The 22407-nt window shown below is 68.7% G+C and carries 17 protein-coding genes; 9 read left to right on the forward strand and 8 right to left on the reverse strand.

Features of this window, described 5'->3' with window-relative positions:
* Positions 1–137: 137 nt before the first annotated feature.
* Positions 138–1232, reverse strand: coding sequence for an LPS export ABC transporter permease LptG (gene lptG, locus J2852_RS17210; protein ID WP_209877702.1), 1095 nt, complete (start codon positions 1230–1232; stop codon positions 138–140).
* A 202-nt stretch (positions 1233–1434) separates the two neighbouring features.
* On the opposite strand from lptG, the gene J2852_RS17215 reads away from it, so the two are divergent.
* Together J2852_RS17215 and J2852_RS17220 are read left to right on the forward strand one after the other, a co-directional pair.
* Complete coding sequence (locus J2852_RS17215; protein WP_209877704.1) at positions 1435–2949, forward strand: leucyl aminopeptidase; 1515 nt, start codon at positions 1435–1437, stop codon at positions 2947–2949.
* A 66-nt stretch (positions 2950–3015) separates the two neighbouring features.
* The gene (locus J2852_RS17220; RefSeq protein WP_209877706.1) at positions 3016–3465 is read left to right on the forward strand and encodes a DNA polymerase III subunit chi; all 450 of its coding nucleotides are present in this window, start codon (positions 3016–3018) and stop codon (positions 3463–3465) included.
* Here the strand turns inward: J2852_RS17220 and J2852_RS17225 are convergent, their stop codons facing one another.
* Complete coding sequence (locus J2852_RS17225) at positions 3466–5043, reverse strand: sensor histidine kinase (protein WP_209877708.1); 1578 nt, start codon at positions 5041–5043, stop codon at positions 3466–3468.
* 395 nt (positions 5044–5438) lie between these two features.
* Here J2852_RS17225 and J2852_RS17230 point away from each other — a divergent pair, with 395 nt between their 5' ends.
* Both J2852_RS17230 and J2852_RS17235 read left to right on the forward strand, forming a co-directional pair.
* Complete coding sequence (locus J2852_RS17230) at positions 5439–7775, forward strand: PAS domain-containing hybrid sensor histidine kinase/response regulator (protein WP_209877710.1); 2337 nt, start codon at positions 5439–5441, stop codon at positions 7773–7775.
* A 49-nt stretch (positions 7776–7824) separates the two neighbouring features.
* Positions 7825–9039 carry an ATP-binding response regulator gene (locus tag J2852_RS17235; protein WP_209877712.1) on the forward strand — a complete coding sequence of 405 codons (1215 nt, stop codon included), beginning with the start codon at positions 7825–7827 and terminating at the stop codon, positions 9037–9039.
* A gap of 86 nt (positions 9040–9125) precedes the next feature.
* Here the strand turns inward: J2852_RS17235 and guaA are convergent, their stop codons facing one another.
* The 3 genes from guaA to J2852_RS17250 all read right to left on the reverse strand — a co-directional run bounded on the left by guaA (position 9126) and on the right by J2852_RS17250 (position 12701).
* Complete coding sequence (gene guaA / locus J2852_RS17240) at positions 9126–10676, reverse strand: glutamine-hydrolyzing GMP synthase (protein WP_209877719.1); 1551 nt, start codon at positions 10674–10676, stop codon at positions 9126–9128.
* A gap of 34 nt (positions 10677–10710) precedes the next feature.
* Positions 10711–11268 (reverse strand): GNAT family N-acetyltransferase, encoded by a 558-nt coding sequence (locus J2852_RS17245; protein ID WP_209877721.1) that lies wholly within the window; start codon positions 11266–11268, stop codon positions 10711–10713.
* 65 nt (positions 11269–11333) lie between these two features.
* Positions 11334–12701, reverse strand: coding sequence for an RsmB/NOP family class I SAM-dependent RNA methyltransferase (locus J2852_RS17250; protein WP_209877723.1), 1368 nt, complete (start codon positions 12699–12701; stop codon positions 11334–11336).
* A 260-nt stretch (positions 12702–12961) separates the two neighbouring features.
* Between J2852_RS17250 and mltA the strand changes: the two genes are divergently transcribed.
* Both mltA and J2852_RS17260 read left to right on the forward strand, forming a co-directional pair.
* Positions 12962–14125, forward strand: coding sequence for a murein transglycosylase A (gene mltA, locus J2852_RS17255; protein ID WP_209877725.1), 1164 nt, complete (start codon positions 12962–12964; stop codon positions 14123–14125).
* 5 nt (positions 14126–14130) lie between these two features.
* Positions 14131–14670, forward strand: a complete 540-nt coding sequence (locus J2852_RS17260; protein WP_209877727.1) for a GNAT family N-acetyltransferase — start codon at positions 14131–14133, stop codon at positions 14668–14670.
* Here the strand turns inward: J2852_RS17260 and J2852_RS17265 are convergent.
* A complete protein-coding gene (locus tag J2852_RS17265; RefSeq protein ID WP_209877729.1) occupies positions 14657–15277 on the reverse strand; it encodes a TetR/AcrR family transcriptional regulator in 621 nt (206 codons plus the stop codon). The two genes, J2852_RS17260 and J2852_RS17265, sit on opposite strands and share 14 nt — an antisense overlap.
* Before the next feature lie 96 nt (positions 15278–15373).
* Here J2852_RS17265 and J2852_RS17270 point away from each other — a divergent pair, with 96 nt between their 5' ends.
* Together J2852_RS17270 and J2852_RS17275 are read left to right on the forward strand one after the other, a co-directional pair.
* Positions 15374–16462, forward strand: coding sequence for an efflux RND transporter periplasmic adaptor subunit (locus J2852_RS17270; RefSeq protein ID WP_209877731.1), 1089 nt, complete (start codon positions 15374–15376; stop codon positions 16460–16462).
* On the forward strand, positions 16459–19587 hold the full coding sequence (locus J2852_RS17275) for an efflux RND transporter permease subunit (RefSeq protein ID WP_209877733.1): 3129 nt from the start codon (positions 16459–16461) through the stop codon (positions 19585–19587). Before J2852_RS17270 ends, J2852_RS17275 begins: the two co-directional genes overlap by 4 nt.
* Positions 19588–19648: 61 nt before the next feature.
* On the opposite strand, the gene J2852_RS17280 is transcribed toward J2852_RS17275, so the two are convergent.
* Entirely contained in the window at positions 19649–19981 is a 333-nt protein-coding gene (locus J2852_RS17280) for a DUF1491 family protein (RefSeq protein ID WP_209877735.1), read from the reverse strand.
* A 57-nt stretch (positions 19982–20038) separates the two neighbouring features.
* Between J2852_RS17280 and J2852_RS17285 the strand changes: the two genes are divergently transcribed.
* Complete coding sequence (locus J2852_RS17285) at positions 20039–21457, forward strand: tetratricopeptide repeat protein (RefSeq protein WP_209877737.1); 1419 nt, start codon at positions 20039–20041, stop codon at positions 21455–21457.
* A gap of 7 nt (positions 21458–21464) precedes the next feature.
* Here the strand turns inward: J2852_RS17285 and J2852_RS17290 are convergent, their stop codons facing one another.
* Positions 21465–22370, reverse strand: a complete 906-nt coding sequence (locus J2852_RS17290; protein ID WP_209877739.1) for a prephenate/arogenate dehydrogenase family protein — start codon at positions 22368–22370, stop codon at positions 21465–21467.
* Positions 22371–22407: the final 37 nt, after the last annotated feature.

Here is a 22407-nt window from a genome sequence, read left to right on the forward strand (position 1 = left end):
GTTGCCGTTTAATACGGCCCGCCCACGCGTGTGTAAACGGAATCGTGGTTTCAAGGCTGGAACGGTTTTGTGGCGGGAAAGGGGACGCACCGCCGATCCGTCCTCAACCATCTTCCAAATTTTGTTATCTTCCAAATTCAGCCATCTTCCAGATGCAGCAGCGCGGCGGTGCCGAGCAGCAGGCTGATGCCCGCCGGGCTCCAGGCGGCCATCATCAGCGGGATGGTCTCCGACATGCCGAAGGTGCGGATCACGTCGGTCAGCACGAACAGCACGAATCCGGTCAGCACGCCGCCGGTGACCATGGTCATGGTGCCGCCCCGGCGCGGCAGGCGCAGTGAGAAGGCGGCGGCGAACAGCACCATGGAGAAGTAAAGAAGCGGCTGCGACATCAGCGACTGATAGTGCAGACGGTGCCGCGTCGCCGGAAAGCCGGTGGATTCCAGCGTCTTGATGAAGTGCGGCAGATCCCAGAAGGAGATGGTCTCCGGCGGGGCGAAGCTCTCCTCGATGGTCGTCATGTCCAGTTCGGTCGGGATGGTGTAGGAGGCGACCGCCTCCGTTTCCTTCTTGCCCTGGTTGACGGTGGCGTTCAGCAGCTCCCACCGCTTTTCCTTCAGGATCGCCCGCGGCGCATCGACGCGGCCCAGATACTTCATGTCCGGGTCGAAGCGCAGCAGCATGACCTGCGACAGCTCGAAGGTCATCGGGTTGACCGTGTCGGCGTGGATGAAGAACTGCTCCCGGTCGGCCTGCTGGCGCAGCCACAAGCCGGAGCGCGACACGTTCAGCGTGCTCGTGCGCTGCTTCAGGTAGCGGTCCTGCATCTGGTCGTACTTGGCGATGAAAACGGCGCCGACGGGGTTGATGACGGCCACCTTGAAGACGCCGATCAAGGCGGCGGCGATCAGGACGGGCATCAGGAACTGCCACGCCGACACGCCGACCGCGCGGGCCACCACCAGTTCGGCGCTGCGGGTCAGGCGCCAGAAGGTGAACATGCCGCTGAACAGGATCACGAAGGGGAAGATCTGCTGGCCGATCTCCGGCAGCTTCAAGAAGGCCATCTGCACGACCAGCCCGAAGGTCACGCCCGGCTTGCTGCCGGCGCGGCGCAGCAACTCGACGATGTCGAGCAGCAGGATGATCGACAGCAGGATCACCAGCAGCAGGACGAACCAGGTGACGAACTGGCGCCCGATGTAGCGCGAGAGGGTAACGGAGGAATACATGGCTAGGAATACCTGGCTTCGGCCTCCCGGGCCGCTCGACGGGCAAAGGGCGCCGGGGCTATGTACTGCCTAATGGGGCCGGAAACAACTGGCCCGCGCCTTGACAGAGCGCGTGGGAAGGTCTTTATCGCAAGAAGGTCCGCAACGGATCCCCCACCGTTCCCCGGCGCGCCCGCGCCGGCCGCTCAGCCGAGAGGAGCCGATGAAGTTCGCCTTTGCGAAGCCCGCGCTGCCCACCGCGCTGCCCAAGTCCGGCACCGTCGTCGTCACCGTCGCCACCGAACGCGCGCTGGGCGCCGCCGGGCAGGAGCTCGACCAGAAGACCGGCGGTTCGATCACACGCGCCATGAAGGCCAGCCGCTTCACCGGCAAGCGTGAGGAGACCCTGGCGATCCTGGCCCCGGCCGGCGTCGAGTTCGACCGAATCCTGCTGGTCGGCCTCGGCAAGCCGGAGGAGGCAAGCGAGACCGCCTTTCAGGCGGCCGGCGGCGCCCTGATCGCGGCGCTGGACAAGTCGGGCGAGACCGAGGCGTCGGTCCTGCTGGACCTGCCCACCGGCTCGGCCCTGACGCCCGCCGATGCGGCGGCCGAGCTGGCCTTCGGCGCGCATCTGCGCTCCTACCGGTTCGACAAGTACCGCACGACCGAGAAGAAGGACGCCAAGCCGTCCCTGAAGAAGGTCACCGTCCTGACCGCCGACGCGGACGCCGCCAAGCGCGCCTACGGCAAGCTGGAGACGCTGGCGGAATCCGTGCTGTTCACCCGCGATCTGGTGTCGGAGCCGGCCAACGTCATCCACCCGGAAAGCCTCGCCGAACGCTGCAAGGAGCTGGCCGAGGTCGGCGTGCAGGTCGAGATTCTCGACCTGAAGAAGCTGAAGAAGCTGGGCATGGGCGCCCTGCTGGGCGTCGCCCAGGGCAGCGCGTTCGAGCCGCGCGTGGTCGTCATGCGCTGGGACGGCAACCCGGACGCCGAGGACCGCCGCCCAGTCGCCTTCATCGGCAAGGGCGTGACCTTCGACACCGGCGGCATCTCCATCAAGCCGGCCGCCGGCATGGAGGACATGAAGTGGGACATGGGCGGTGCCGCCGTGGTCATCGGCACCATGCGCGCCCTGGCCGCCCGCAAGGCCAAGGTGAACGCGGTCGGCATCGTCGGCCTTGTGGAGAACATGCCGTCCGGCACTGCGCAGCGGCCGGGCGACGTGGTCACCTCCCTGTCCGGCCAGACCATCGAGGTTATCAACACCGACGCGGAAGGCCGCCTCGTCCTGGCCGACTGCCTGTGGTACGCGCAGGACAGCTTCAAGCCGCGCCTGATGATCGACCTCGCCACCCTGACCGGCGCCGTCATCATCGCGTTGGGCCACGAGCACGCCGGCCTGTTCGCCAACAACGACGAGCTGGCCGAGGCCCTGGCCGCCGCCGGCCGGACGGTGGGCGAGCCGCTGTGGCGCCTGCCGCTGGGCGATGCCTACGACAAGGACATCAACTCCGACATTGCCGACGTGAAGAACGTCGGTTCCGGCCGGGGTGCGGGCAGCATCATCGCGGCGCAGTTCCTGAAGCGCTTCATCAACGACCTGCCCTGGGCGCACATCGACATCGCCGGGGTGGTCTGGTCCAAGAAGGACACCGCGACCGTGCCGAAGGGCGGCACCGCTTTCGGCGTCCGCCTGCTCGACCGCTTCGTGGCGGATTATCACGAGGGGAAATAACGGCCCCTGCCCCGCCGTCATTCCCGCGCACGCGGGAATGACGGCGGGGGCCCGTACAAGGCGATCATGACCGAGGTCCGATTCTATCATCTCCAGCGGCGCACGCTCGAACAGGCGTTGCCGAAGATTCTGGAGAAGGTGCTGGAGCGCAACTGGCGGGCCGTCGTGCTGGCCGGGTCGCCGGAGCGCGTGGACGCGCTGAACCAGCATCTGTGGACCTACGACCCGGCCTCCTTCCTGCCGCACGGCAGCGCCCGCGACGGATTCGCCGACCAGCAGCCGGTCTGGCTGACGGCCAACGACGAAAACCCCAACAGCGCCACTGTTCTGGTTCAGGTGGACGGGGTGGTCAGCGACAGCCTCGCCTCCTACGACCTTGTCTGCGACCTGTTCGACGGCAACGACGAGGAGGCGGTGTTCGCCGCCCGCGACCGCTGGAAGGCCTGCAAGGCCGCCGGCCACAGCCTCACCTACTGGCAGCAGAACGACCGGGGCGGCTGGGAAAAGAAAGCGTGATCACGCCGGAAAGGTGATGACGAAACGGCTGCCGGGATTGGCGTCCTCGACCGTCATGGTCCCGTCGAGCTGCCCCACGAGGCCCCGCACCAGCTTCATCCCCATGCCGGACGACGCCGCGAGGTCCAGATCCTTCGGCAGGCCGGGGCCGTTGTCCGTAATGGTCAGCCGGCAGCCCTGCTCCACCCGGTCGAAGCGAATGGTCAGCCGTCCCTCACCGCCATCACCGAAGGCGTGTTTGAGCGCGTTGAGGGTCAGTTCGGTGGCGATCAGCCCCAGCGATGAGGCCCGGCCGGTCTCCATCAGGATGCTGTCGGGCACCTCGACCATCAGGGTGCAGCGCGTGCCGTCGATGAAGGCCGCGGCGATGCCCTCGGCCACCCCCCGCAGATAACCGGCCACGTCGAGTGTGGCGAGATCGTGGCGTGTCGCCTCGAACAGACGGCGGTGCACGACGGCCATGGCCTGCACGCGCCCGAACGCCTGCTCGACCACGCGCCGGGCTTCCGGATCGGAGATCCCCTGAGTCTGCATCGACAGGACGCCGTGCAGCAGCTGGAAGCTGTTCATGATGCGGTGGCTCATCTCGCGCGCCACCAGCTCGTTCTGGCGGGCCTCGGCCAGCGCCACTTGCAGCTCCTGCTCGGCCCGCTTTTCGGTATCGATGTCGGTGACGACCGCGACGGCGCCGGTGATCCGGCCGGCTTCGTCCCGTAACGGCGCGGCCGACACGCGGGTCCAGACGTCCGTTCCGTCGTCCTGCCGGTACTGGAAGTCGATGCCCGGCACGACCGTCTCCCCCCGCAAGGCGCGGGCGCCGGCAAAATTGTGGCGCTCGACGGGCAGCCCGTCCGGTCCGGTGGCCCGCCAGCGCGGCACCGCCCGGTCATCGGCCGATGGAAGAACATTGGAGGTGTAGCGGCGCATGATGTCGTTGGTCCGCCGGACGAGGCCGTCCGTTCCGTACACCGCGACGCCGACCGGAAGATGGTCGAGAACGGAGGAGAGAAGCGCCTCGCTCTCCCGCCGCTCCCGTTCGGTCCGATCGCGCTCGATCAGGATGGCGACGGTATGGGCGAGCAGGTCGATCGCCTCAAGATCGCGCGGCTCCGGCTCGCAAGGCTGGCGGTGATACACGGTGAAGACGCCCAGCACCGTGCCGGCGAAAGACCGGATCGGCGTGGACCAGCAGGCGCCGATCCCAAGCTCCTTCGCCAGGGCGAGATAGGGCGTCCACAGCGCGTCCTTGGTCACGTCGCCGACGATCACGCGCTGACCGGTGTGGGCGGCCAAGCCGCAGGACGGCGAGTGTGGGCCGATTTCGAACCGTTCGGTGACGTGCCGATAGACGTCGGGTAGTCCCGCCGCCGCACCGAGGCGCAGGCAGCCCTCCGCTTCGTCCACCACGAAGATGGCGGCCCGAGCGTCCAGCTGCTCCGCGCCCGTGCGGGCCAGAAGGTCGAGCACATCACTCAGCAAAGCACCGCCCACGGCCATTTCGAGGGCTGTCTTCTCCGCCAGCAGCAGTCGTTCCGAACGCGACGCGCGCTGGTCACGTCCGTCCTCGGCGCCGATCATCGGCCGATCCACTCACGCACCGCCGACTCCACACAAGCCATCCCATCGTTCGTGAACGATTAATTAGAGGGCGATCCTACGTCGCCGGGGGGGTGACTTACCACCAACGCCTGCTACGCCTTTCGTCAGAGCCATGGGGTCTTGAGAGGGGCTTTGAAACCGTTGGACAATCCGGCGTCAAAGGAATCGCGTCGAGATTGTCCATTGTCGTAACAAATCGCTTGGCAGGCGCCCCATAGCCCGGTAATGTCCAAGACAATAAACAACCGGCAGAAGACAGAAAATGGCCGCCGGCATGACGCAGGAAACAAGAAAGTTAGGGTGGCCGGACCACTCCGCGCTCGGCCAAGGGCGCATTCGCCCCGTTTCCAGCGGGTCAGGAAGGGTGTGACGCCATGCCCGACGCCAGCCCCGACCTCATCCTCCACCCCTACGCGGCGGCCCTTCTGCAAAGCCGTGTCGCGGCGGTCCTGGTGTTCGATGTGGCGCCGGACGGGTCGGGGTTCCTTTTCCGCTCCTTGAACCGGCGGTGCGAGGAGCTGACCGGGCTCGACCCGCGCCACACGGTCGGCTCGATGCTGGCGGAGATCCTGACCTCCGACGACGCCCTGCGGCTGGAACAGCGCCTGTTCGCCTGCGTGGAGACCCGCCGCCCGCTGGTGGTGGAAGAGCGACTGTCCTTCCCGCGCGGCACCGGCTGGTGGGAGATCGAGCTGACGCCCGTCTTCTCCGAGCTGGACGAACGGGTGCAGCAGATCCTGGCCGTCGGCGTGGACGTGACAGCGCGACACGAGCTGGCCCAGCGTCCGCGCGCCGCGACCCCACCGCTGCACGCCGTGTTCGACACGCCCTTCGCGGCCGTCGTCACCATGAACCGCGAGCATCGCATCACCCTGTTCAACAAGGGCGCCGAGCAGCTGTTCGGCTATCGCGAAAGCGAGGTGCTGGGCCGTCCCATCGACCTGCTGATCCCGACCCGTTTCCGCGAAGGGCACCGCCGCCATGTGGAAGGCTACGCCCAGTCCGCGCAGAGCGGCTCCCGCATCATGGGCGAGCCGCGCGATCTGGTCGGCCTGCACCGCGACGGCACCGAAATCCCGCTGGAAGGTGCCGTGTCCAAGCATGTCGAGGCTGGCGGCGTGCGCTTCAGCGTGGTCCTCCGCGACGCCCGCCGCAGCTTGGCGGCCGAACGCGCGCTGGCGACCCGCGAACGGCTGCTGGGCGCGGTCGCCGAGAACCTGAACGGCGTCTTCCTGCGCCGTGTGCGCGACCGGTTGGGCCGCTGGCGCTTCGACTATGTCAGCTCCGGCGCGGAGGCCTTGTTCGGCTGCCGGCCGGAGGAGATCCTGGCCGATCCCGGCCGCCTGCTCGACCTCGTCCACCCGGACGACCGCGACCTCTTCCAGGCGGCGCTCGACGTTTCGGCCCGCGACCTCAGCCGGCTGGACGTGGAGTTCCGCATCGACGACGGCATGCGCTGGCTGCACGCCGTGTCCCGCCCGGTCCGCACGGCGGCCGGCGAGGTGGTGTGGGACGAGGTCGTGCTGGACGTGACCGAGCGCAAAAAGGCCGAGCTTGCCCTGGTCCGCAGCGAGGAGCGCGCCCGCGCCCTGATGGCCGAGGCCAACCGCGCCAACCGCGCCAAGTCGGAATTCCTGGCCTCCATGAGCCACGAGTTGCGCACGCCGCTGAACGCCATCCTCGGCTTCGGGCAGCTTCTGGAGATGCAGACGGACAGCCCGTTGGACGAGCGCCGGAAGGGCTACGTCGCCAGCGTGCTGAAGGGCGGCCACCATCTGCTGAGCCTGATCGACGACATTCTGGAACTGGCGAAGATCGAGGCCGGGCAGATCCCGGTTACCCCGGTCGAACTGGACGCCGCCGACATGGTGGCGGAGGTCTGCGGGACGCTCGACACAATGGCGGCGGCGCGCCGTGTCGCCCTGCGGACGGAACTGCCGAACAGCACGCGTCCGCGCGTGCGCGCCGACCGGACGCGGCTGATGCAGGTGCTGACGAACCTTGGCTCCAACGCCGTGAAGTACAACCGCCCCGGCGGCAGCGTCACTCTGGTGGTCAGCCGGCCGCAACCGGACATCCTGCGATTCGCCGTGCACGACACCGGCCACGGCATCCCGGCCGAGCGCCAGTCGGAGCTGTTCCAGCCCTTCAACCGGCTGGGCGCCGAGGCGACGGGGGTGGAGGGCACCGGCCTTGGCCTCGCCCTGACCCGCCGTCTGGTGGAGGCCATGGACGGAACCATCGGCTTCACCAGCACGCCGGACGTCGGCTCCTCCTTCTGGGTTGACCTGCCGGCCGTCGCCGAGCCGGTGCAGCCCGCCGGCATCCCCGACCTGCGCCCCTTCACGCTGCTCCAGGTCAGCGCCGAACCGGCCGGCCGCGCCGCGTTGGACGCGCTGCTGACCGCCCTGCCCCAGACCACGCTGATCAAGGCCGACACGGCCGAACGGGCACTGGAACTGGCCGTCACGCGGCGGCCGGACATCATCCTTCTCGACATCGCCCTGCCGGGGGTGGACGGGTTCACCGCGATGGCGTGCCTGCGCACGCTGGAGCAGACGCGCGGCATCCCGGTCGTGGCGCTGTCCGACGACGGTTCGCCGGGGGCAGCAGAGCGCGGCAAGGCCGCTGGCTTCCGCGACTGGCTGACAAATCCGTTGCATTTCGAAGCGCTTCTGGCGACCTTCAGGAAAGCCCTGTCCGAAAAATAACCCATCGGACGTTTTGGGAAATCCGCGTGAGGACGAAGACGGCGCTCTCATGACACGCAGCGACATCGACCAGAGCCTCGCCCGGGAGGTGAAGGACGCCGCCGTCCTGATCGTCGACGACAACGTCGCGAACGTCGATCTGCTGCGCGAAATCCTGAGCCACGACGGCTTCACCCGCGTGCGCGGCGAGACCGACCCGCGCAACGTGCCTGCCCTGTGCGAGGCGGAACGCTACGACCTGCTGCTGATCGACATCCGCATGCCGCACATGAGCGGATTCGAGCTGATGGAGCGGCTGAAGGCGATCCACGCCGGCGATTACGTGCCCATGCTGGTCCTGACCGCCCACACCGACCAGGAGACGCGGCGCAAATCGCTGGAGCTGGGTGCCAACGATTTCCTGACCAAGCCCTTCATCGCGTGGGAGCTGCTGCACCGCGTGCGGAACATGCTGGAAATCCGCATGCTCTACCGCCGCGCAGCCGAGGAAAACCGCGACCTGGAACGCCGCGTGTCGGAGCGCACCGCCGAACTCAGCGAAGCGCTGGCCGCCGTACGGCAAGCCGACCGCGCCAAGCTGGACTTCCTGTCGGTGATGAGCCACGAGTTGCGCACGCCGCTGAACTCCATCATCGGCTTCGCCGAGGTGCTGGAGGGCGAATCGCTCGGCAAGCTCGGCCACCCCGACTACATGGAATACGTCAAGCTGATTGAGGAGAGTGGCAAGGCGCTGCTCACCATGGTCAACAAGATCCTCGACTACACGCGGGGCTCCACCGGCGCCATAGAGCTGCTGGAATCGGACGTCAATCTGCCGCTGCTGCTGAACACCTGCATCAACCTGCTGGCGCCCAAGGCGCAGCCCAAGGGCCTGACCATCGCGGTCGAGCCCGGCCCGCAGGCCAGCGTGCGCGCCGACCACCGCCGCTTGCGCGAAATCCTGCTGAACGTGCTCGACAACGCGGTGAAGTTCAGCCACCCCGGCGGCCACGTCTCCGCCCGGATCGAATTGCGCGCCGACACCGTCGCCATCCTGGTCCGCGACGATGGCCCCGGCATTCCGCCGGAGATCGCCAGCCGCATCTTCAACCCCTTCACCCAGGCCGAACGTTCGCTGGTGCGCCAGCACGAGGGGATCGGCCTCGGCCTGCCCATGGTCCGCCGGTTCGCCGAACTGCACGATGGCAGCGTGGAGTTGGACAGCACGCCGGGACAGGGCACGACGGTGACGGTCCTGCTGCCCGCCTCCCGCCTGATCGCATAGGCCATCCGGCTCAGAAAAAGAAAACGCCGCGCTCCGGGGTGGAGCGCGGCGTTTTTTGTGCCGGATGGCGTCGGCTCAGCAGAGCCTTACTCCCACTCGATGGTGCCGGGCGGCTTGGAGGTGATGTCGTAGACGACGCGGTTGACGCCGCGAACCTCGTTGACAATGCGGTTCGACACGCGGGCCAGGAAGTCGTGCGGGAACGGGTACCAATCGGCGGTCATGCCGTCGGTCGAGGTCACCGCGCGCAGGGCCAGCACATGGTCGTAGGTGCGGCCATCCCCCATCACGCCCACGGTGCGGACCGGCAGCAGCACGGCGAAGGCCTGCCAGATCGCGTCGTAGAGGCCGGCGTTGCGGATTTCCTCCAGATAGACCGTGTCGGCCTTGCGCAGGATGTCCAGCTTCTCCGGCGTGATCTCGCCCGGAACGCGGATGGCGAGGCCGGGGCCAGGGAACGGATGACGGCGGATGAAGGCATCCGGCAGGCCCAGCTCACGGCCGAGCGCGCGGACCTCGTCCTTGAACAGCTCGCGCAGCGGCTCGACCAGCTTGAGCTTCATGCGCTCCGGCAGGCCGCCGACGTTGTGGTGCGACTTGATGGTGACCGAGGGGCCGCCGGTGAAGGAGACGCTCTCGATCACGTCGGGGTACAGCGTGCCCTGGGCCAGGAACTCCGCCCCGCCGACCTTGGCGCTCTCCTCGTCGAACACGTCGATGAACAGGCCGCCGATGATCTTGCGCTTCTGCTCCGGATCGGTGACGCCGGCCAGCTTGCCCAGGAACAGGTCGGCCGCCTCGCGGTGGACCAGCGGGATGTTGTAGTGGTCGCGGAACAAGGTCACGACCTCGTCCGCCTCGCCGGCGCGCATCAGGCCGGTGTCCACGAAGATGCAGGTCAGCTGGTCGCCGATGGCCTCGTGGAGCAGCACGGCGGCGACCGAGGAGTCCACGCCGCCCGACAGGCCGCAGATCACCTTGCCCTTGCCGACCTGGGCGCGGATCTTGTCGATGGCCTGCTGCTTGAAGGCGGCCATGGTCCAGTCGCCCTTCAGGCCGGCGACGCGGTGGACGAAGTTCGCCAGCAGCTGCGCGCCGTGCGGGGTGTGCACGACCTCCGGGTGGAACTGCACGCCGTAGAACTGGCGGGCGTCATCGGCGATGGCCGCGAACGGCGCGCCCTCGCTGACCGCAACCGCGTGGAAGCCGTCCGGCAGCGCGGTGACGCGGTCGCCGTGGCTCATCCACACCTGCTCGCGCGCGCCGACGGCCCACAGCCCGTCGAACAGGGCGCAGGTCTTCTTCACCTCGATGAAGGCGCGGCCGAATTCACGGTGGTCGGAGCCGGAAACCGCGCCGCCCAGCTGGTGGCACATGGTCTGCTGGCCGTAGCAGATGCCCAGGACCGGCACGCCGAGCGTGAAGACCACCTCCGGCGCGCGGGGGCCGTTCTCCTCGGTGACCGAGGCCGGGCTGCCCGACAGGATGACGGCCTTGGGCCCGTAGTCGCGGATCCGGTCCTCCGTCATGCTGAACGGGTGGATCTCGCAGTACACGCCGGCCTCGCGGACGCGACGGGCGATGAGCTGGGTCACCTGCGACCCGAAATCGAGGATGAGAACGCGCTCGGCGGACATGGAAGCAACCTGATGCGGGGGATCAAGCCCCTAGCTACCGCATTTCAGGCCCTGTGGACAAGCGTGCAAGCGGCGCGAGGTCGCGCCAGCCATAGGCAATCTCGATCAATTCGGCGCCCGCGAAGCGGATCGGGCGTTCGGCGATGCGGATGCCGCCCAGCCGTTCGTAGAACCAGCGGGACGGGTTGTCGCGCAGGCACCACACGGCGGCGGAGCGGATTCCGGCCTCCAGGAACCGTTCGGCCATGATCGCCATCAGGCGCCGGCCAGTCCCCTGCCCCTTCGCCTCGTCGTTCAGATAGATGGCGTAGAATTCGCCGTCGAAGCCATCGACCGGAACGCGCCGGGCGCCGAAGGTGGCGAAGCCCTGCACGCGGTCGTCCCCGTCCACGGCCACCAGGGCGCCCCGGCCCGGCCCGCGCGCCTGCACCGCGTTGTGCCAGCGCATGGCCGCCGCCGCCTCCGACAGGTTGACGAGATAGGCGGCCGGGACCAGCCCCGGATAGGTGGAACGCCAACTGGCGACATGGACCTTGGCAATGTCCGTGGCGTCGGAAGGACGCGCATCCCGAATCACCGCCGTCTCGATCATGGCCCGCTCCCGTTCTTCATTGCCTGTTATCTGGGCACGGGAGGCGGGCATGTCCAGCGAGCGGCTTACGAGGCTTCCGGCTCCTCCGCCTTCGCTTCCTCGGCAGCCGGTTTCTCGGGGGCCGGTTCCTCGGCCTTGCGCTCCAGCACCGCGGCGAAGAAGCCGTCGGTGTCGTGGCGGGCCGGGGTCAGGCGCAGGTAGGGGCCTTCGGCCGGCGGGGTGCCGGCGTCCTCCTCGGCCCACACCTCGGCGACCGGCTTCACGGTGAAGTCCGGGTGGGTTTCCAGGAAGGCGGCGACCTGCTGCTCGTTCTCGTCCGGCAGCATGGAGCAGGTCGCGTAGATCAGGCGCCCGCCGGGCTTCACCAGACGCGCGGCGCTGTCGAGGATGCTCGCCTGGAGCGGCACCAACTCCTCAAGGCCGGGGCCGAGGTGGCGCCAGCGGCTGTCGGGGTTGCGGCGCCAGGTGCCGGTGCCGCTGCACGGCGCGTCCACCAGAACGCGGTCGAACTTGCGCTTGTGGCGCTTCACCCAGGGGTCGCGCTCGCTGGACAGCGGGTGCGCCTCGATGTTGTGGAGGCCGGCGCGGCGGAACCGCTCGGCGGCACGCTTCAGGCGCCCGGCCAGCACGTCGCAGGCGACCACGCGGCCCTTGTTCTTCATCAGCGCGGCGATGGCCAGCGTCTTGCCGCCGGCCCCGGCGCAGAAATCCACCACCTGCTGCCCCGGCTTCGGCGCCACGGCGAGTGCCACGAGCTGCGAGCCCTCGTCCTGGATTTCCACAAGGCCGTTCTTGAAGGCGTCCACGGTGGACAGCGGCGGGCGGCCGTGCACGCGCAGGCCCAGCGGCGACCAGCGCGTCGGCTCCGCCGTGATGCGGGCGCGCTCCAGCGCCTTGCGCGCGCTGTCGCGGTCGGCCTTGACCGGGTTGATGCGCAGGTCGAGCGGCGCGGGGTCGAGCAGCGTCTTCATCTCCACCGCGAAGCGGTCGCCGAGTGCTACGCGCATCGGCTCCTCCGCCCAGGGCGGGCATTCGACGCGCACGGTCTCCGGCATCTGCGGGTGTTCGAGCGTGTGGCCGTCCAGCGCGTTGGCGAGCTTCGCCTCGTCCGGCTCCAGGGCGGCCGGGCCGAACTTAGAGCCGTCGAAGAGGGCCTTCACGGAGGCGGCGGGCTTGCCCTCCCCCAGGATTTCGTTGGCGAGGACGCGGGCGCGCGGGGTCGGCGGGTGGCCTTCCCGTTCCAGCCACCAGGACAGGCGGGCGTGCCGGCGCAGGATCGCGTAGGCCGTTTGCGCCACCGCGTTGCGGTCCTTCGACCCGATGTAGCGGCGGGCGCGGAAATAGGCGCTCATCACCGCGTCGGCGGGGCGCGGGGTTTCGTCGATCTCGGTCAGCAGGTCGATGACCGCCTGGAGGCGGGCGGCGGGGGTCATGGTCGGTCCTTGATAGAAAGCAAACAGGCGGTTGAAGCGCTCACCGGTCGATAACCCGTTTCCGGGCCTCTTGTCATCCTCCGCCGCAGCGGCTGTGACAAGAACCCCGGTGAATCGCTGCCGCAAAGAACAGTCGTTGACCGCGATTCAGTATTAAGGCAAAAAAGAGGTAGTGGCACTTGCCTTTGCCGCAACGGTCGTGGCGAGACGGCCCTTCCTTCTTTTCCGGCGAACTTATCGAACTCGGTACGGGGTACGCGATGGCGGCTGCGGTCGGCGGTGTCATGGCGCGCGTCTCGATGCGCGCATCTTCTCTCCTTGCGCTCGGGCTTTTGGCCGCTTGCGCGGGCAACGCACCGACCACCGCCCGGACCGATGGTTCGCAGGCCATGCGGGCAAGGCCGGGACTTGAGCAGGTCGCCGAAGACTTCCGCAGACTTCCGGGCTGGGTGGACGACGACCACGCGCAGGCCCTGCCGGCCGTGCAGCGCACCTGCCGCTGGGTCGACGCGCAGCCGCAGGGCAAGGCGCTGGGACCGCATCCGGCCGCCGGCACCACGGCGGAATGGCGGCCGATCTGCGCCGCCGCGCGCAACCTGCCGGCCAATGATTCCGAGACGGCGCGCCGCTTCTTCGAGGAACACTTCACGCCCGTGTCCCTGTCCGAGGGGCAGGAAGGGCTGTTCACGGGTTATTATGAGATCGAACTGCGCGGCAGTTGGACCCGCACCGACCGCTACAACGTGCCGATCTACCGCATGCCGAAGCGGACCAAGAAGGGCATCCCGACCCGCGCCCGCATCACCGACGGCGCGCTGAAGGGCAAGGGCTTGGAGATCATGTGGGTGGACGATCCCATCGACGCCTTCTTCCTGGAAATCCAGGGCTCCGGCCGGGTCAGGATGACGGATGGATCGGTGGTGGGCCTCGGCTACGGCGGGCAGAACGGGCACAGCTATTATCCCATCGGCCGTTACCTGATCGACCAGGGCATCGCCACGCCGGATCAGGTGTCGTTGCAGTTGATCCGGCGCTGGCTGAAGGAGCATCCGGAACAGGCCAAGCGGGTGATGAACCTGAACCCCTCCTACGTCTTCTTCCAGCATCGCCCGGACGTCGGGGCGCGCGGCGCGCGCAACACGCTGTTGACCGCCGGGCGCAGCCTCGCCGTGGATGCGGAGCACATTCCGCTGGGCGCGCCGCTGTGGCTGGAATTGACGGGCGCACCGGTGCCCGGCGGCGCGATCAAGCGCCTCGTCGTCGCCCAGGACACCGGCGGCGCGATCAAGGGGCCCGTGCGCGGCGACCTGTTCTGGGGCCACGGCAGCGAGGCCGAGGAGGGCGCCGGCGTGATGAAGGCGAAGGGCCGCTACACCATGCTGGCGCCGCGCAACGCCTCCATCATCGTGGCGCAGCGCCGGTAGGCACGATGCTCATCCGCCTGCCGGACATGCCCGACCGGGCGGCGGCGCTGGCCGCGCTGGAGGAGATCTTCTTCCTCTCCACCACGCGCACCAGCTTCGCCTCGGCCGAGGAGCGGGCGGGCTTCTTCAAGACCTGGACGGGCTGGTACGTGGAGCGGGCGCCAGCCGACGTCTGGTTCGCCCTGGAAAAAAAGAAAGAAGATACGGACGGCGCGATCCTCGGCTATCTGACCGGCTGCAAGGACAGCGCGTGCGCAGAGGAACTTGCCCGCGTCATTCCGAAGTACGAGGTTTTCGCCGACCGCTTCGCGGACTTCCCCGCCCATCTGCACGTCAACGTCCGGCCGGGTTTCCGGGATCGCGGGATCGGGCGGATGCTGGTGGACGCCTACGCCGAGGATTGCCGGGCGGACGGGGTGCCCGGCGTCCATCTGGTCACCGGGGTCTTCGCCCGCAACGTGACCTTCTACCAGCGCGCCGGCTTCACCGAGGCGACCCAGCGCGGACCGCTGCTGTTCCTGGGGCGGCGGCTCAGGACGCCCTGATTCCCCGCACGAACAGGTCCACCGCCTTGCGCACGAAGGCGTCGCGCTCTTCCTCCGGCGGCATCTCGCACAGGCCGAGTTCCAACGCGCAGTAGCAGCCGCCGCGCAGGGCGCCGATGAACTGCATCGCCACAAAGGCCGGATCCTCGACCCGCGCGATACCGCGCTGGGCGGCACGCTCGAAATAGGCGACGAACATGGCAATGGTGTGCTCCGGCCCGGCCTGGAAATACAGCTGAGCCACCTCGGGAAAGCGCTTGGCCTCGCCGCTCACGGTCTGGTGAATTTTGACCGCCTCCGGCGACCAGACGAGGTCCACGAAGCGGCGGGCCATGCGGTACAGCGCTTCGTCCAACGGCACGTCGTCGAGCGAGTCGGGCGCAAAGCGCATGCCGCGCCGGTCGCATTCAGCGCGTATGGTCGCGCCGAACAGTTCCTCCTTGCTCGGAAAGCGGGTGTAGAGCGTCGTCTTCGACACGCGCGCCCGTTGCGCCACGAGGTCCATGGAGGTCGCGGCGTACCCCAGTTCCAAGAACACCTCCCGCGAGGCGTCAAGGATCTTTTCCGTTTTGGGATCGGGAGGTGCGGCAATCGGCGCTGAGGTCATCTGGACTAAACTGTATCGTTCACTCTTGACGGAGGGCGAGCTTCGGCCTAGGAGTTTATCAGTACGATACAGTCCAGTCCAGTCGGGAGAAGGGTTATGGATCGGCGGTGGGGATCGGGGATCCTGGTGCTGGCGCTGCTGCTGGGCGCGCTGTCGCTGTCCGGCTGTAAGGAGGGCAACACCGCCTCGGCGCCGGAGCCGCGCCCCGTGCGCGTCGCCACCGTGGCGCTGGAGCCAGCCGACGACACCGTCCGCTACCCCGCCGTGATCCGCCCGCGCGTGGAGGCCGACGTCGGTTTCCGCGTCGGAGGCAAGGTGGTCGCCCGATTCGTGGAGGTCGGGGCGCGGGTGGAACCGGGCATGGCGCTGGCGAAGCTCGACCCGGCGGACATCCAGCTTCAGGTCCGCGCCACGCAGGCGCAGTTGGCCTCCGCCAAGGCCGACGCCGCCAACGCCCGTTCCGACTTCGACCGCTACGCCAAGCTGAAACAGGGCGAGTGGACGACCCGCCAGGAATACGACCGCCGCAAGACCACGCTGGACAAGGCCGAGGCCAAGGTCCGGGAGATCGAGGCGCAACTGCGCGTCCTGAACAACTCGGCCCAATACACGACCCTGATGGCCGACGCCCCCGGCGTGGTCACCGCCGTTCTGGTGGAGCCCGGCCAGGTGGTCGCGCAGGGGCAGACGGCGCTGCGCGTCGCCAAGCTGGACGACGTGGAGGCGGTCGCCAACATCCCCGAACAGCAGGTCGCCGGCCTGCCGCAGCGCCAGCTTGCCGTGGAGCTGTGGGCGCAGCCCGGCCTGCACATCCCCGCCTCGCTTCGGGAAATCTCGCCCAGCGCCGACCCGGCCACCCGCACCTATCAGGCGCGCGTCACGCTGAAGGACCCGCCGGCAACCGTGCAGCTGGGCATGACCGCGACCCTGATCGCCCGGCAGGAGCGCGGCGGCATGGTCGCCCGCCTGCCGCTCAGCGCCGTCACGCAGAAGGACCAGGGCACCGCCGTCTGGGTCGTCACCGAAGACCGGCTGGAGCTGCGCCCCGTCGCCGTGGTGGCCTACGCCGGCGACCTCGCCATCGTCACCGACGGGCTGAAGGAGGGTGAGCGCGTCGTCACCGCCGGGGTGCACAAGCTCGATCCCGCCCAGAAGGTCCGCGTCTGGACGGAGCCGGCGCGATGAGCCGCCCCAACCGCGGAAACCTGTCGGCCTGGGCGCTGTCGCACCGCACGCTCGTCCTCTTCTTCATTCTCGCCAGCGTCCTGGCTGGCGCGCTCGCCTACAAGAACCTGGGCCGGGCGGAGGATCCGTCCTTCACCTTCAAGGTGATGACGATCCGCACGGAATGGCCCGGCGCCACCGCGCGCGAGGTGGAGCAGTTCGTCACCGACCGCATCGAGAAAAAGCTGGAGGAGGTCCCCTACTACGACTTCGCCCGCAGCTACTCCAAGCCCGGTGAGTCGGTGATCTTCCTTCAGCTGAAGGACAGCACGCCGCCGCGCAAGGTGGCCGACCTCTGGTACCAGACCCGCAAGAAGGTCGGCGACATCCGCCACACCCTTCCCGAAGGCGTGATCGGCCCGTCCTTCAACGACGAGTTCGGCGACGTCTATTCCGCCATCTACGCCTTCATGGGCGAGGATTTCACCCCAGCCCAGCTGAAGAAGGTGGCCGAGGACGTGCGCGCTCGGCTGCTGCGCATCAAGGACGTGGAGAAGGTCGATCTGATCGGCCAGCAGGACGAGCGGATCTACGTCGAGATCTCCAGCCAGCGCCTCGCCAGCTTCGGCCTGCCGGTGGAAGCGGTGATTCAGGCGCTCCAGCGCGAGAACGCCGTCGCGGCGGCGGGCGACGTGGACACCGGGTCGCAGAAGGTGTTCGTGCGCGTCGATCTCGGCATCGACACAGCGGAAGAGGTTCGCGCCATTCCGGTGGAAAGCGGCGGCCGGATGCTGACCATCGGCGACGTGGCCGAGGTGAAGCGCGGCTATGTGGAACCGCGCCGCTACACCATGCGCCACAACGGCCGCGAGGCCGTCGGCCTCGGCGTCGTCATGGCGAAGGGCGGCAACGTCCTGCATGTGGGCGAGGCGCTGAAGGCCGAGATGGCCAAGGTCGAAACCGGGCTGCCCGTGGGGCTGGAGGTGGCGCAGGTCGCCGACCAGCCCAACGTGGTCGAGCATTCGGTCGGCGAGTTCATGAAGTCGCTGGCGGAGGCGTTGGGCATCGTCATCCTGGTCAGCCTCGTCAGCCTGGGCTGGCGCACCGGCATCGTGGTGGCGCTGGCCGTGCCGCTGGTGCTGGCGTTGACGCTGGTTGCCATGCAGATCCTGGGCATCGACCTGCACCGCATCTCGCTGGGCGCGCTGATCATCGCGCTGGGCCTGCTGGTGGACGACGCCATCATCGCCGTGGAGATGATGGTGGTGAAGATGGAGCAGGGCTGGGACCGGCTGAAGGCCGGCGCCTACGCCTACACCTCCACCGCCTTTCCCATGCTGACCGGCACCATCGTGACGGCGGCCGGCTTCGTGCCGGTGGGCCTCGCGGCATCGGCGGCGGGCGAATACACCAACGCCATCTTCTGGGTAGTGGGGCTGTCGCTGCTGCTGTCCTGGGTCGTGGCGGTGATCTTCACGCCCTATCTCGGCTACATCCTGCTGCCCAAGCCCAAGCATGTGGCCGGCCACAATGGGCACAGCGACCACGAACACGACATCTACAACACGCGCGGCTACCGCATCCTGCGCGCCATGGTGCGGGCCTGCGTGCGCGCCCGCTGGGTGACCATCGGCGTCACGGTCGCGGCCTTCGTCGCCTCGCTGGTCGGCTTCGGCTTCGTGCAGCAGCAGTTCTTCCCCAGCGCCAGCCGGCCGGAGCTGCTGGTGGACATCCGCCTCGCCGAGGGGTCGTCCTTCGACGCCACCAGCGCCGAGGTGCGGAAGCTGGAAAAGCTGCTGGGCGACGATCCCAACGTCGATTACTGGGTCGCCTACACCGGTGGCGGCTCGCCCCGCTTCTACCTGCCGCTGGACCAGCAGTTGCAGAACAGCAACTTCGCCCAGTTCATGGTGATGACCAAGGGGCTGGAGGAGCGCGAGCATGTCATGGCCGCCCTGGAAAAGCGGCTGGAGACCGCCTTCCCAGCGGCGCGCGTGCGCATCAGCCGGCTGGAGAACGGCCCGCCCGTCGGCTACCCGGTGCAGTTCCGCGTGACCGGCGAGGATCCGAACACGATCCGCAAGATCGCCTACGACCTGCGCGACCGCATGCGCGCCCATCCCAACATGGCAAACGTCCATCTGGATTGGGACGAGCTGTCCAAGCGCGTCCGTCTGGAGGTGGACACCGCCAAGGCCCGCGCGCTGGGCGTGTCCAAACAAGACCTTTCGAACGCCCTGCAACTGCTGCTGAACGGCCTGCCGATCACGCAGTACCGCGAGGGCACGGAGCTGATCGGCGTCGTCCTGCGCACCACGCCGGACGAGCGGCTGGACCTGTCGCGCATCGGCCAGCTGAACATCCCCACCGGCAAGGGCGCAGCCGTGCCGCTGTCCCAGGTCGCCACGGTGAAGTACGAGCTTGAGGAGCCGGTCCTGTGGCGCCGCGCCCGCGAGACGACGATGACCGTCAAGGGCGACGTGACCGGCGGCGTCCAGGCCCCGGTGGTCAGCACGCAGCTGGACGCGGAGCTGAACGCGCTGCGCGCCACCCTGCCGGAGGGCTACGCCATCGCCATGGGCGGCGCCATCGAGGAAAGCGCCAAGGGCCAGGACTCCATCAACGCCATGCTGCCGCTGATGCTGCTGATCATGGTGGCGACGCTGATGATCCAGCTCCAGAGCTTCTCGCGCGTCATCATGGTCCTGCTGACCGCACCGCTGGGATTGATCGGCGTGACGGCCTCGCTGCTGCTGTTCAACCTGCCCTTCGGCTTCGTCGCCATGCTGGGCGTGATCGCGCTGGCCGGCATCATCATGCGCAATTCGGTCATCCTGGTGGACCAGATCGAGCAGGACGTGCGCCTGGGCCGCTCCCGCTGGGACGGCATCATCGAGGCCACCGTGCGCCGCGCCCGCCCCATCGCCCTGACGGCGGCGGCGGCCATCCTCGCCATGATCCCGCTGGCGCGCAGCGCCTTCTGGGGTCCCATGGCGGTGGCGATCATGGGCGGCCTGACGGGTGCGACCGTGCTGACGATCTTCTTCCTGCCGGCGCTCTACGCCGCGTGGTTCCGCGTGACGGCGCCGGAGCGGGAAGAGGCGGAGCAAGGCATGCCGGATGGGGTGCCGCACCCGGCGGAGTGAGCATGGAGGCTGAATCCTCGCCCGCCCTTGGGACGGACCGGGGAGATCGTCGAGGGCGTCCCTACAGCACCGGCCCTTCAAACCAATGCCGCCCCTGGCGGTCCTCGACCTCGATCACCCACACGTCCGGGTCGTAGCGGGTCTGGCGGGCGATGTAGGCGTCGGCGGTGGCCTCGTCCACCGGGTCGGGGCCGGTGCCGCGCGACCAGCGCAGCCGCTCCTCGTCGCGCACCTGGACCAGCACGCTGAAGGTTCGATCCAACCGGTTCAGCTTCAGGATGACCGTGCCGCGGCTGGGATCGCCCTTGCGCAGCACCATCATCGTCACGCCCTCGGCGTCGGCGGCGCGGATGTGCGCCATGACCCAGAGATGCGTCGGCAGCCGGTCGTCCATGAAACCTCCGGTGATTGAGGGCTCGCCACGGCCGCGCCCCCGATGTAGACAGGACCCATGGCGACTCTCCTGGACGCTCTCGACGCCGCCGTCAACCACCACATGGCCGGGCGGCTTGACGACGCCGCGCGGCTGTACCGGCTCGTCCTGGCCGTAGAGCCGGCGCAGCCCGACGCCCTGCATCTGCTCGGCGTGCTGGAGGCGCAACGCGGCACACATGAGGCGGCGGTCCCCCTCATCACCCGGTCCGTTCGCCTGCGGCCCGAGGCGGGGCAGCCCTGGGCGCATTTGGGCGGCGCACTGCACGCGTTGCGCCGCTCCGACGAGGCCGCCGCCGCGCTGACCCGCGCCCTGACGCTCGACCCGGCGCAGAGCGACGCGCTGGACAATCTCGGCGCCGCGCTGCACGCGCTGGCCCAATACACGGCGGCGCGGGCGTGGCTGATCCGCGCCGAAAGGATGCGGCCCGGCCATCCGGAAACACTGCTCAACCTTGGCACCGTGCTGCGTGACCTGCGCCGTTTCGCGGAAGCCGAGGCCTGCTTCGACGCGGCCATCGCCCGCCGGCCGAACCACGCCAACGCCCATCTGGCGCGCGCCGTCGGGCGGCTGGTCCAGGGCGACCTCCTCGCCGGCTGGGACGAGTTCGAATGGCGCTGGCGCCGCTTCCCCACCCCGCCCTGGGCCGGCGAACCACTGGATGGCCGAACCATCCTGCTGCACGCCGAACAGGGCTTCGGCGACGCCATCCAGTTCGCACGCTACGCCCCGCTGGTGGCGCGCGCCGGCGGGCGCGTGATCCTGGAGGTCCACCCGCTGCTGTCCCGCCTGATCGGCACGCTGGGGCCGGAGGTGCAGGTCGTAGAGCGCGGACCGGAACCGCCGCCGCACGACCTCCACTGCCCGCTGATGAGCCTGCCGCGCGCCTTCCGCACCGATCTGGCGACGATCCCGGCTGCCCGCTCCTACCTGTCGGCCGATCCCGGCGACATCGCCCGCCAGCGCGCCCGTATGGAAGAAGGTGATGGCCTGCGCGTCGGCCTCGTCTGGGCCGGCAATCCGAAACACCGCAACGACCGCAACCGCTCCATCCCGCCCGACCGGCTACGCCCGCTGCTGGCGGTGCCGGGGGTGCGCTTCTTCAGCCTGCAAGTCGGCGACGCGCGCGACGCCTTGCCGGACGGGGTGACCGACCTGATCAATGGGGTACACGACTTCGCCGACACGGCGGCGATCCTGGCAAACCTTGACCTTCTCATCGCGGTGGATACGGCGACCATCCATCTGGCCGGGGCGCTCGGCGTGCCGGCGTGGCTGCTGCTGCCCTTCGCGCCGGATTGGCGCTGGCTGCTCGACCGGGGGGACACGCCCTGGTACCCCAGCTTGCGCCTCTATCGCCAGCCGCGCCCGGACGACTGGGACACGGCGCTCGCCACCGCCGCCGCCGTCCTGCGGGCCATGACGGCGAGGCGATAGCGGCGGCTTACGCCTGCTTGGCGTCGATGATGCCGCGACGGATGGCGCGGGTCTTGGTGAAGTGGTCCTGAAGCTGGTCGCCCTCGCCCCAGCGGATGGCGCGCTGAAGGGCGGTCAGATCCTCCGTGAAGCGCTGGAGGATCTCCAGCACGGCTTCTCGGTTGTTCAGGAACACGTCGCGCCACATCACCGGGTCGCTCGCCGCGATGCGGGTGAAGTCGCGGAAGCCGCCAGCCGAGAACTTGATGACCTCGGACTTGGTGTCGTCCTCAAGGTCGGAGGCGGTGCCGACGATGGTGTAGGCGATCAGGTGCGGCAGGTGCGAGGTGATGGCGAGCACGCGGTCGTGATGGTTCGCGTCCATGATCTCGACCGTCGAGCCGAGGCGGCGCCACAGCTCGGTCACCTTCTCCACGGCGTCCTTATGAGCGCCGGGGGGCGGGGTCAGGATGCACCAGCGCCCGTCGAACAGGGTGGCGAAGCCGGCCTCGGGGCCGGAATGCTCGGTGCCCGCGACCGGGTGGCCGGGGATCAGATGCACGCCGTCCGGAATGTGCGGGCCGATGTCGCGCAGCACCGCCTGCTTCACCGAGCCGACGTCGGTGACGATGGCGCCGGGACGCAGGTGCGGGCCGATAAGTTCGCCCACCTCGGCGAAGCTGCCGACCGGCGTGGCGAGGATCACGAGGTCGGCGCTGTCCAGCGCCTCGCCCAGATTGGTGGTCGCCCGCTCGACGATGCCCAACTCCATCGCCTTGGCGCAGTGCGCCGCGCTGCGGTCGGCGCAGACGACGTGCCTCGCCACCCCATAATGGCTGAGCGCCCGCGCCAGGGAGGAGCCGATCAGGCCGATGCCGACGATGGCAACGCGGTCGAACAGGGGGGCGCCCGGGGACGTGGCGGTGTCGCTCATGATGGGGTACCGACTGCGGATGGAGGTTTGCGAAACG

The organism is Azospirillum soli (assembly GCF_017876165.1).
In the GTDB taxonomy this organism is placed as follows: Bacteria; Pseudomonadota; Alphaproteobacteria; order Azospirillales; family Azospirillaceae; genus Azospirillum; species Azospirillum soli.

Bases quoted from the DNA above. Each gene is read 5' to 3' on its own strand.
- lptG (WP_209877702.1), bottom strand. From the start codon at position 1,232: ATGTATTCCTCCGTTACCCTCTCGCGCTACATCGGGCGCCAGTTCGTC.
- J2852_RS17215 (WP_209877704.1), top strand. From the start codon at position 1,435: ATGAAGTTCGCCTTTGCGAAGCCCGCGCTGCCCACCGCGCTGCCCAAG.
- J2852_RS17220 (WP_209877706.1), top strand. From the start codon at position 3,016: ATGACCGAGGTCCGATTCTATCATCTCCAGCGGCGCACGCTCGAACAG.
- J2852_RS17225 (WP_209877708.1), bottom strand. From the start codon at position 5,043: ATGATCGGCGCCGAGGACGGACGTGACCAGCGCGCGTCGCGTTCGGAA.
- J2852_RS17230 (WP_209877710.1), top strand. From the start codon at position 5,439: ATGCCCGACGCCAGCCCCGACCTCATCCTCCACCCCTACGCGGCGGCC.
- J2852_RS17235 (WP_209877712.1), top strand. From the start codon at position 7,825: ATGACACGCAGCGACATCGACCAGAGCCTCGCCCGGGAGGTGAAGGAC.
- guaA (WP_209877719.1), bottom strand. From the start codon at position 10,676: ATGTCCGCCGAGCGCGTTCTCATCCTCGATTTCGGGTCGCAGGTGACC.
- J2852_RS17245 (WP_209877721.1), bottom strand. From the start codon at position 11,268: ATGATCGAGACGGCGGTGATTCGGGATGCGCGTCCTTCCGACGCCACG.
- J2852_RS17250 (WP_209877723.1), bottom strand. From the start codon at position 12,701: ATGACCCCCGCCGCCCGCCTCCAGGCGGTCATCGACCTGCTGACCGAG.
- mltA (WP_209877725.1), top strand. From the start codon at position 12,962: ATGGCGGCTGCGGTCGGCGGTGTCATGGCGCGCGTCTCGATGCGCGCA.
- J2852_RS17260 (WP_209877727.1), top strand. From the start codon at position 14,131: ATGCTCATCCGCCTGCCGGACATGCCCGACCGGGCGGCGGCGCTGGCC.
- J2852_RS17265 (WP_209877729.1), bottom strand. From the start codon at position 15,277: ATGACCTCAGCGCCGATTGCCGCACCTCCCGATCCCAAAACGGAAAAG.
- J2852_RS17270 (WP_209877731.1), top strand. From the start codon at position 15,374: ATGGATCGGCGGTGGGGATCGGGGATCCTGGTGCTGGCGCTGCTGCTG.
- J2852_RS17275 (WP_209877733.1), top strand. From the start codon at position 16,459: ATGAGCCGCCCCAACCGCGGAAACCTGTCGGCCTGGGCGCTGTCGCAC.
- J2852_RS17280 (WP_209877735.1), bottom strand. From the start codon at position 19,981: ATGGACGACCGGCTGCCGACGCATCTCTGGGTCATGGCGCACATCCGC.
- J2852_RS17285 (WP_209877737.1), top strand. From the start codon at position 20,039: ATGGCGACTCTCCTGGACGCTCTCGACGCCGCCGTCAACCACCACATG.
- J2852_RS17290 (WP_209877739.1), bottom strand. From the start codon at position 22,370: ATGAGCGACACCGCCACGTCCCCGGGCGCCCCCCTGTTCGACCGCGTT.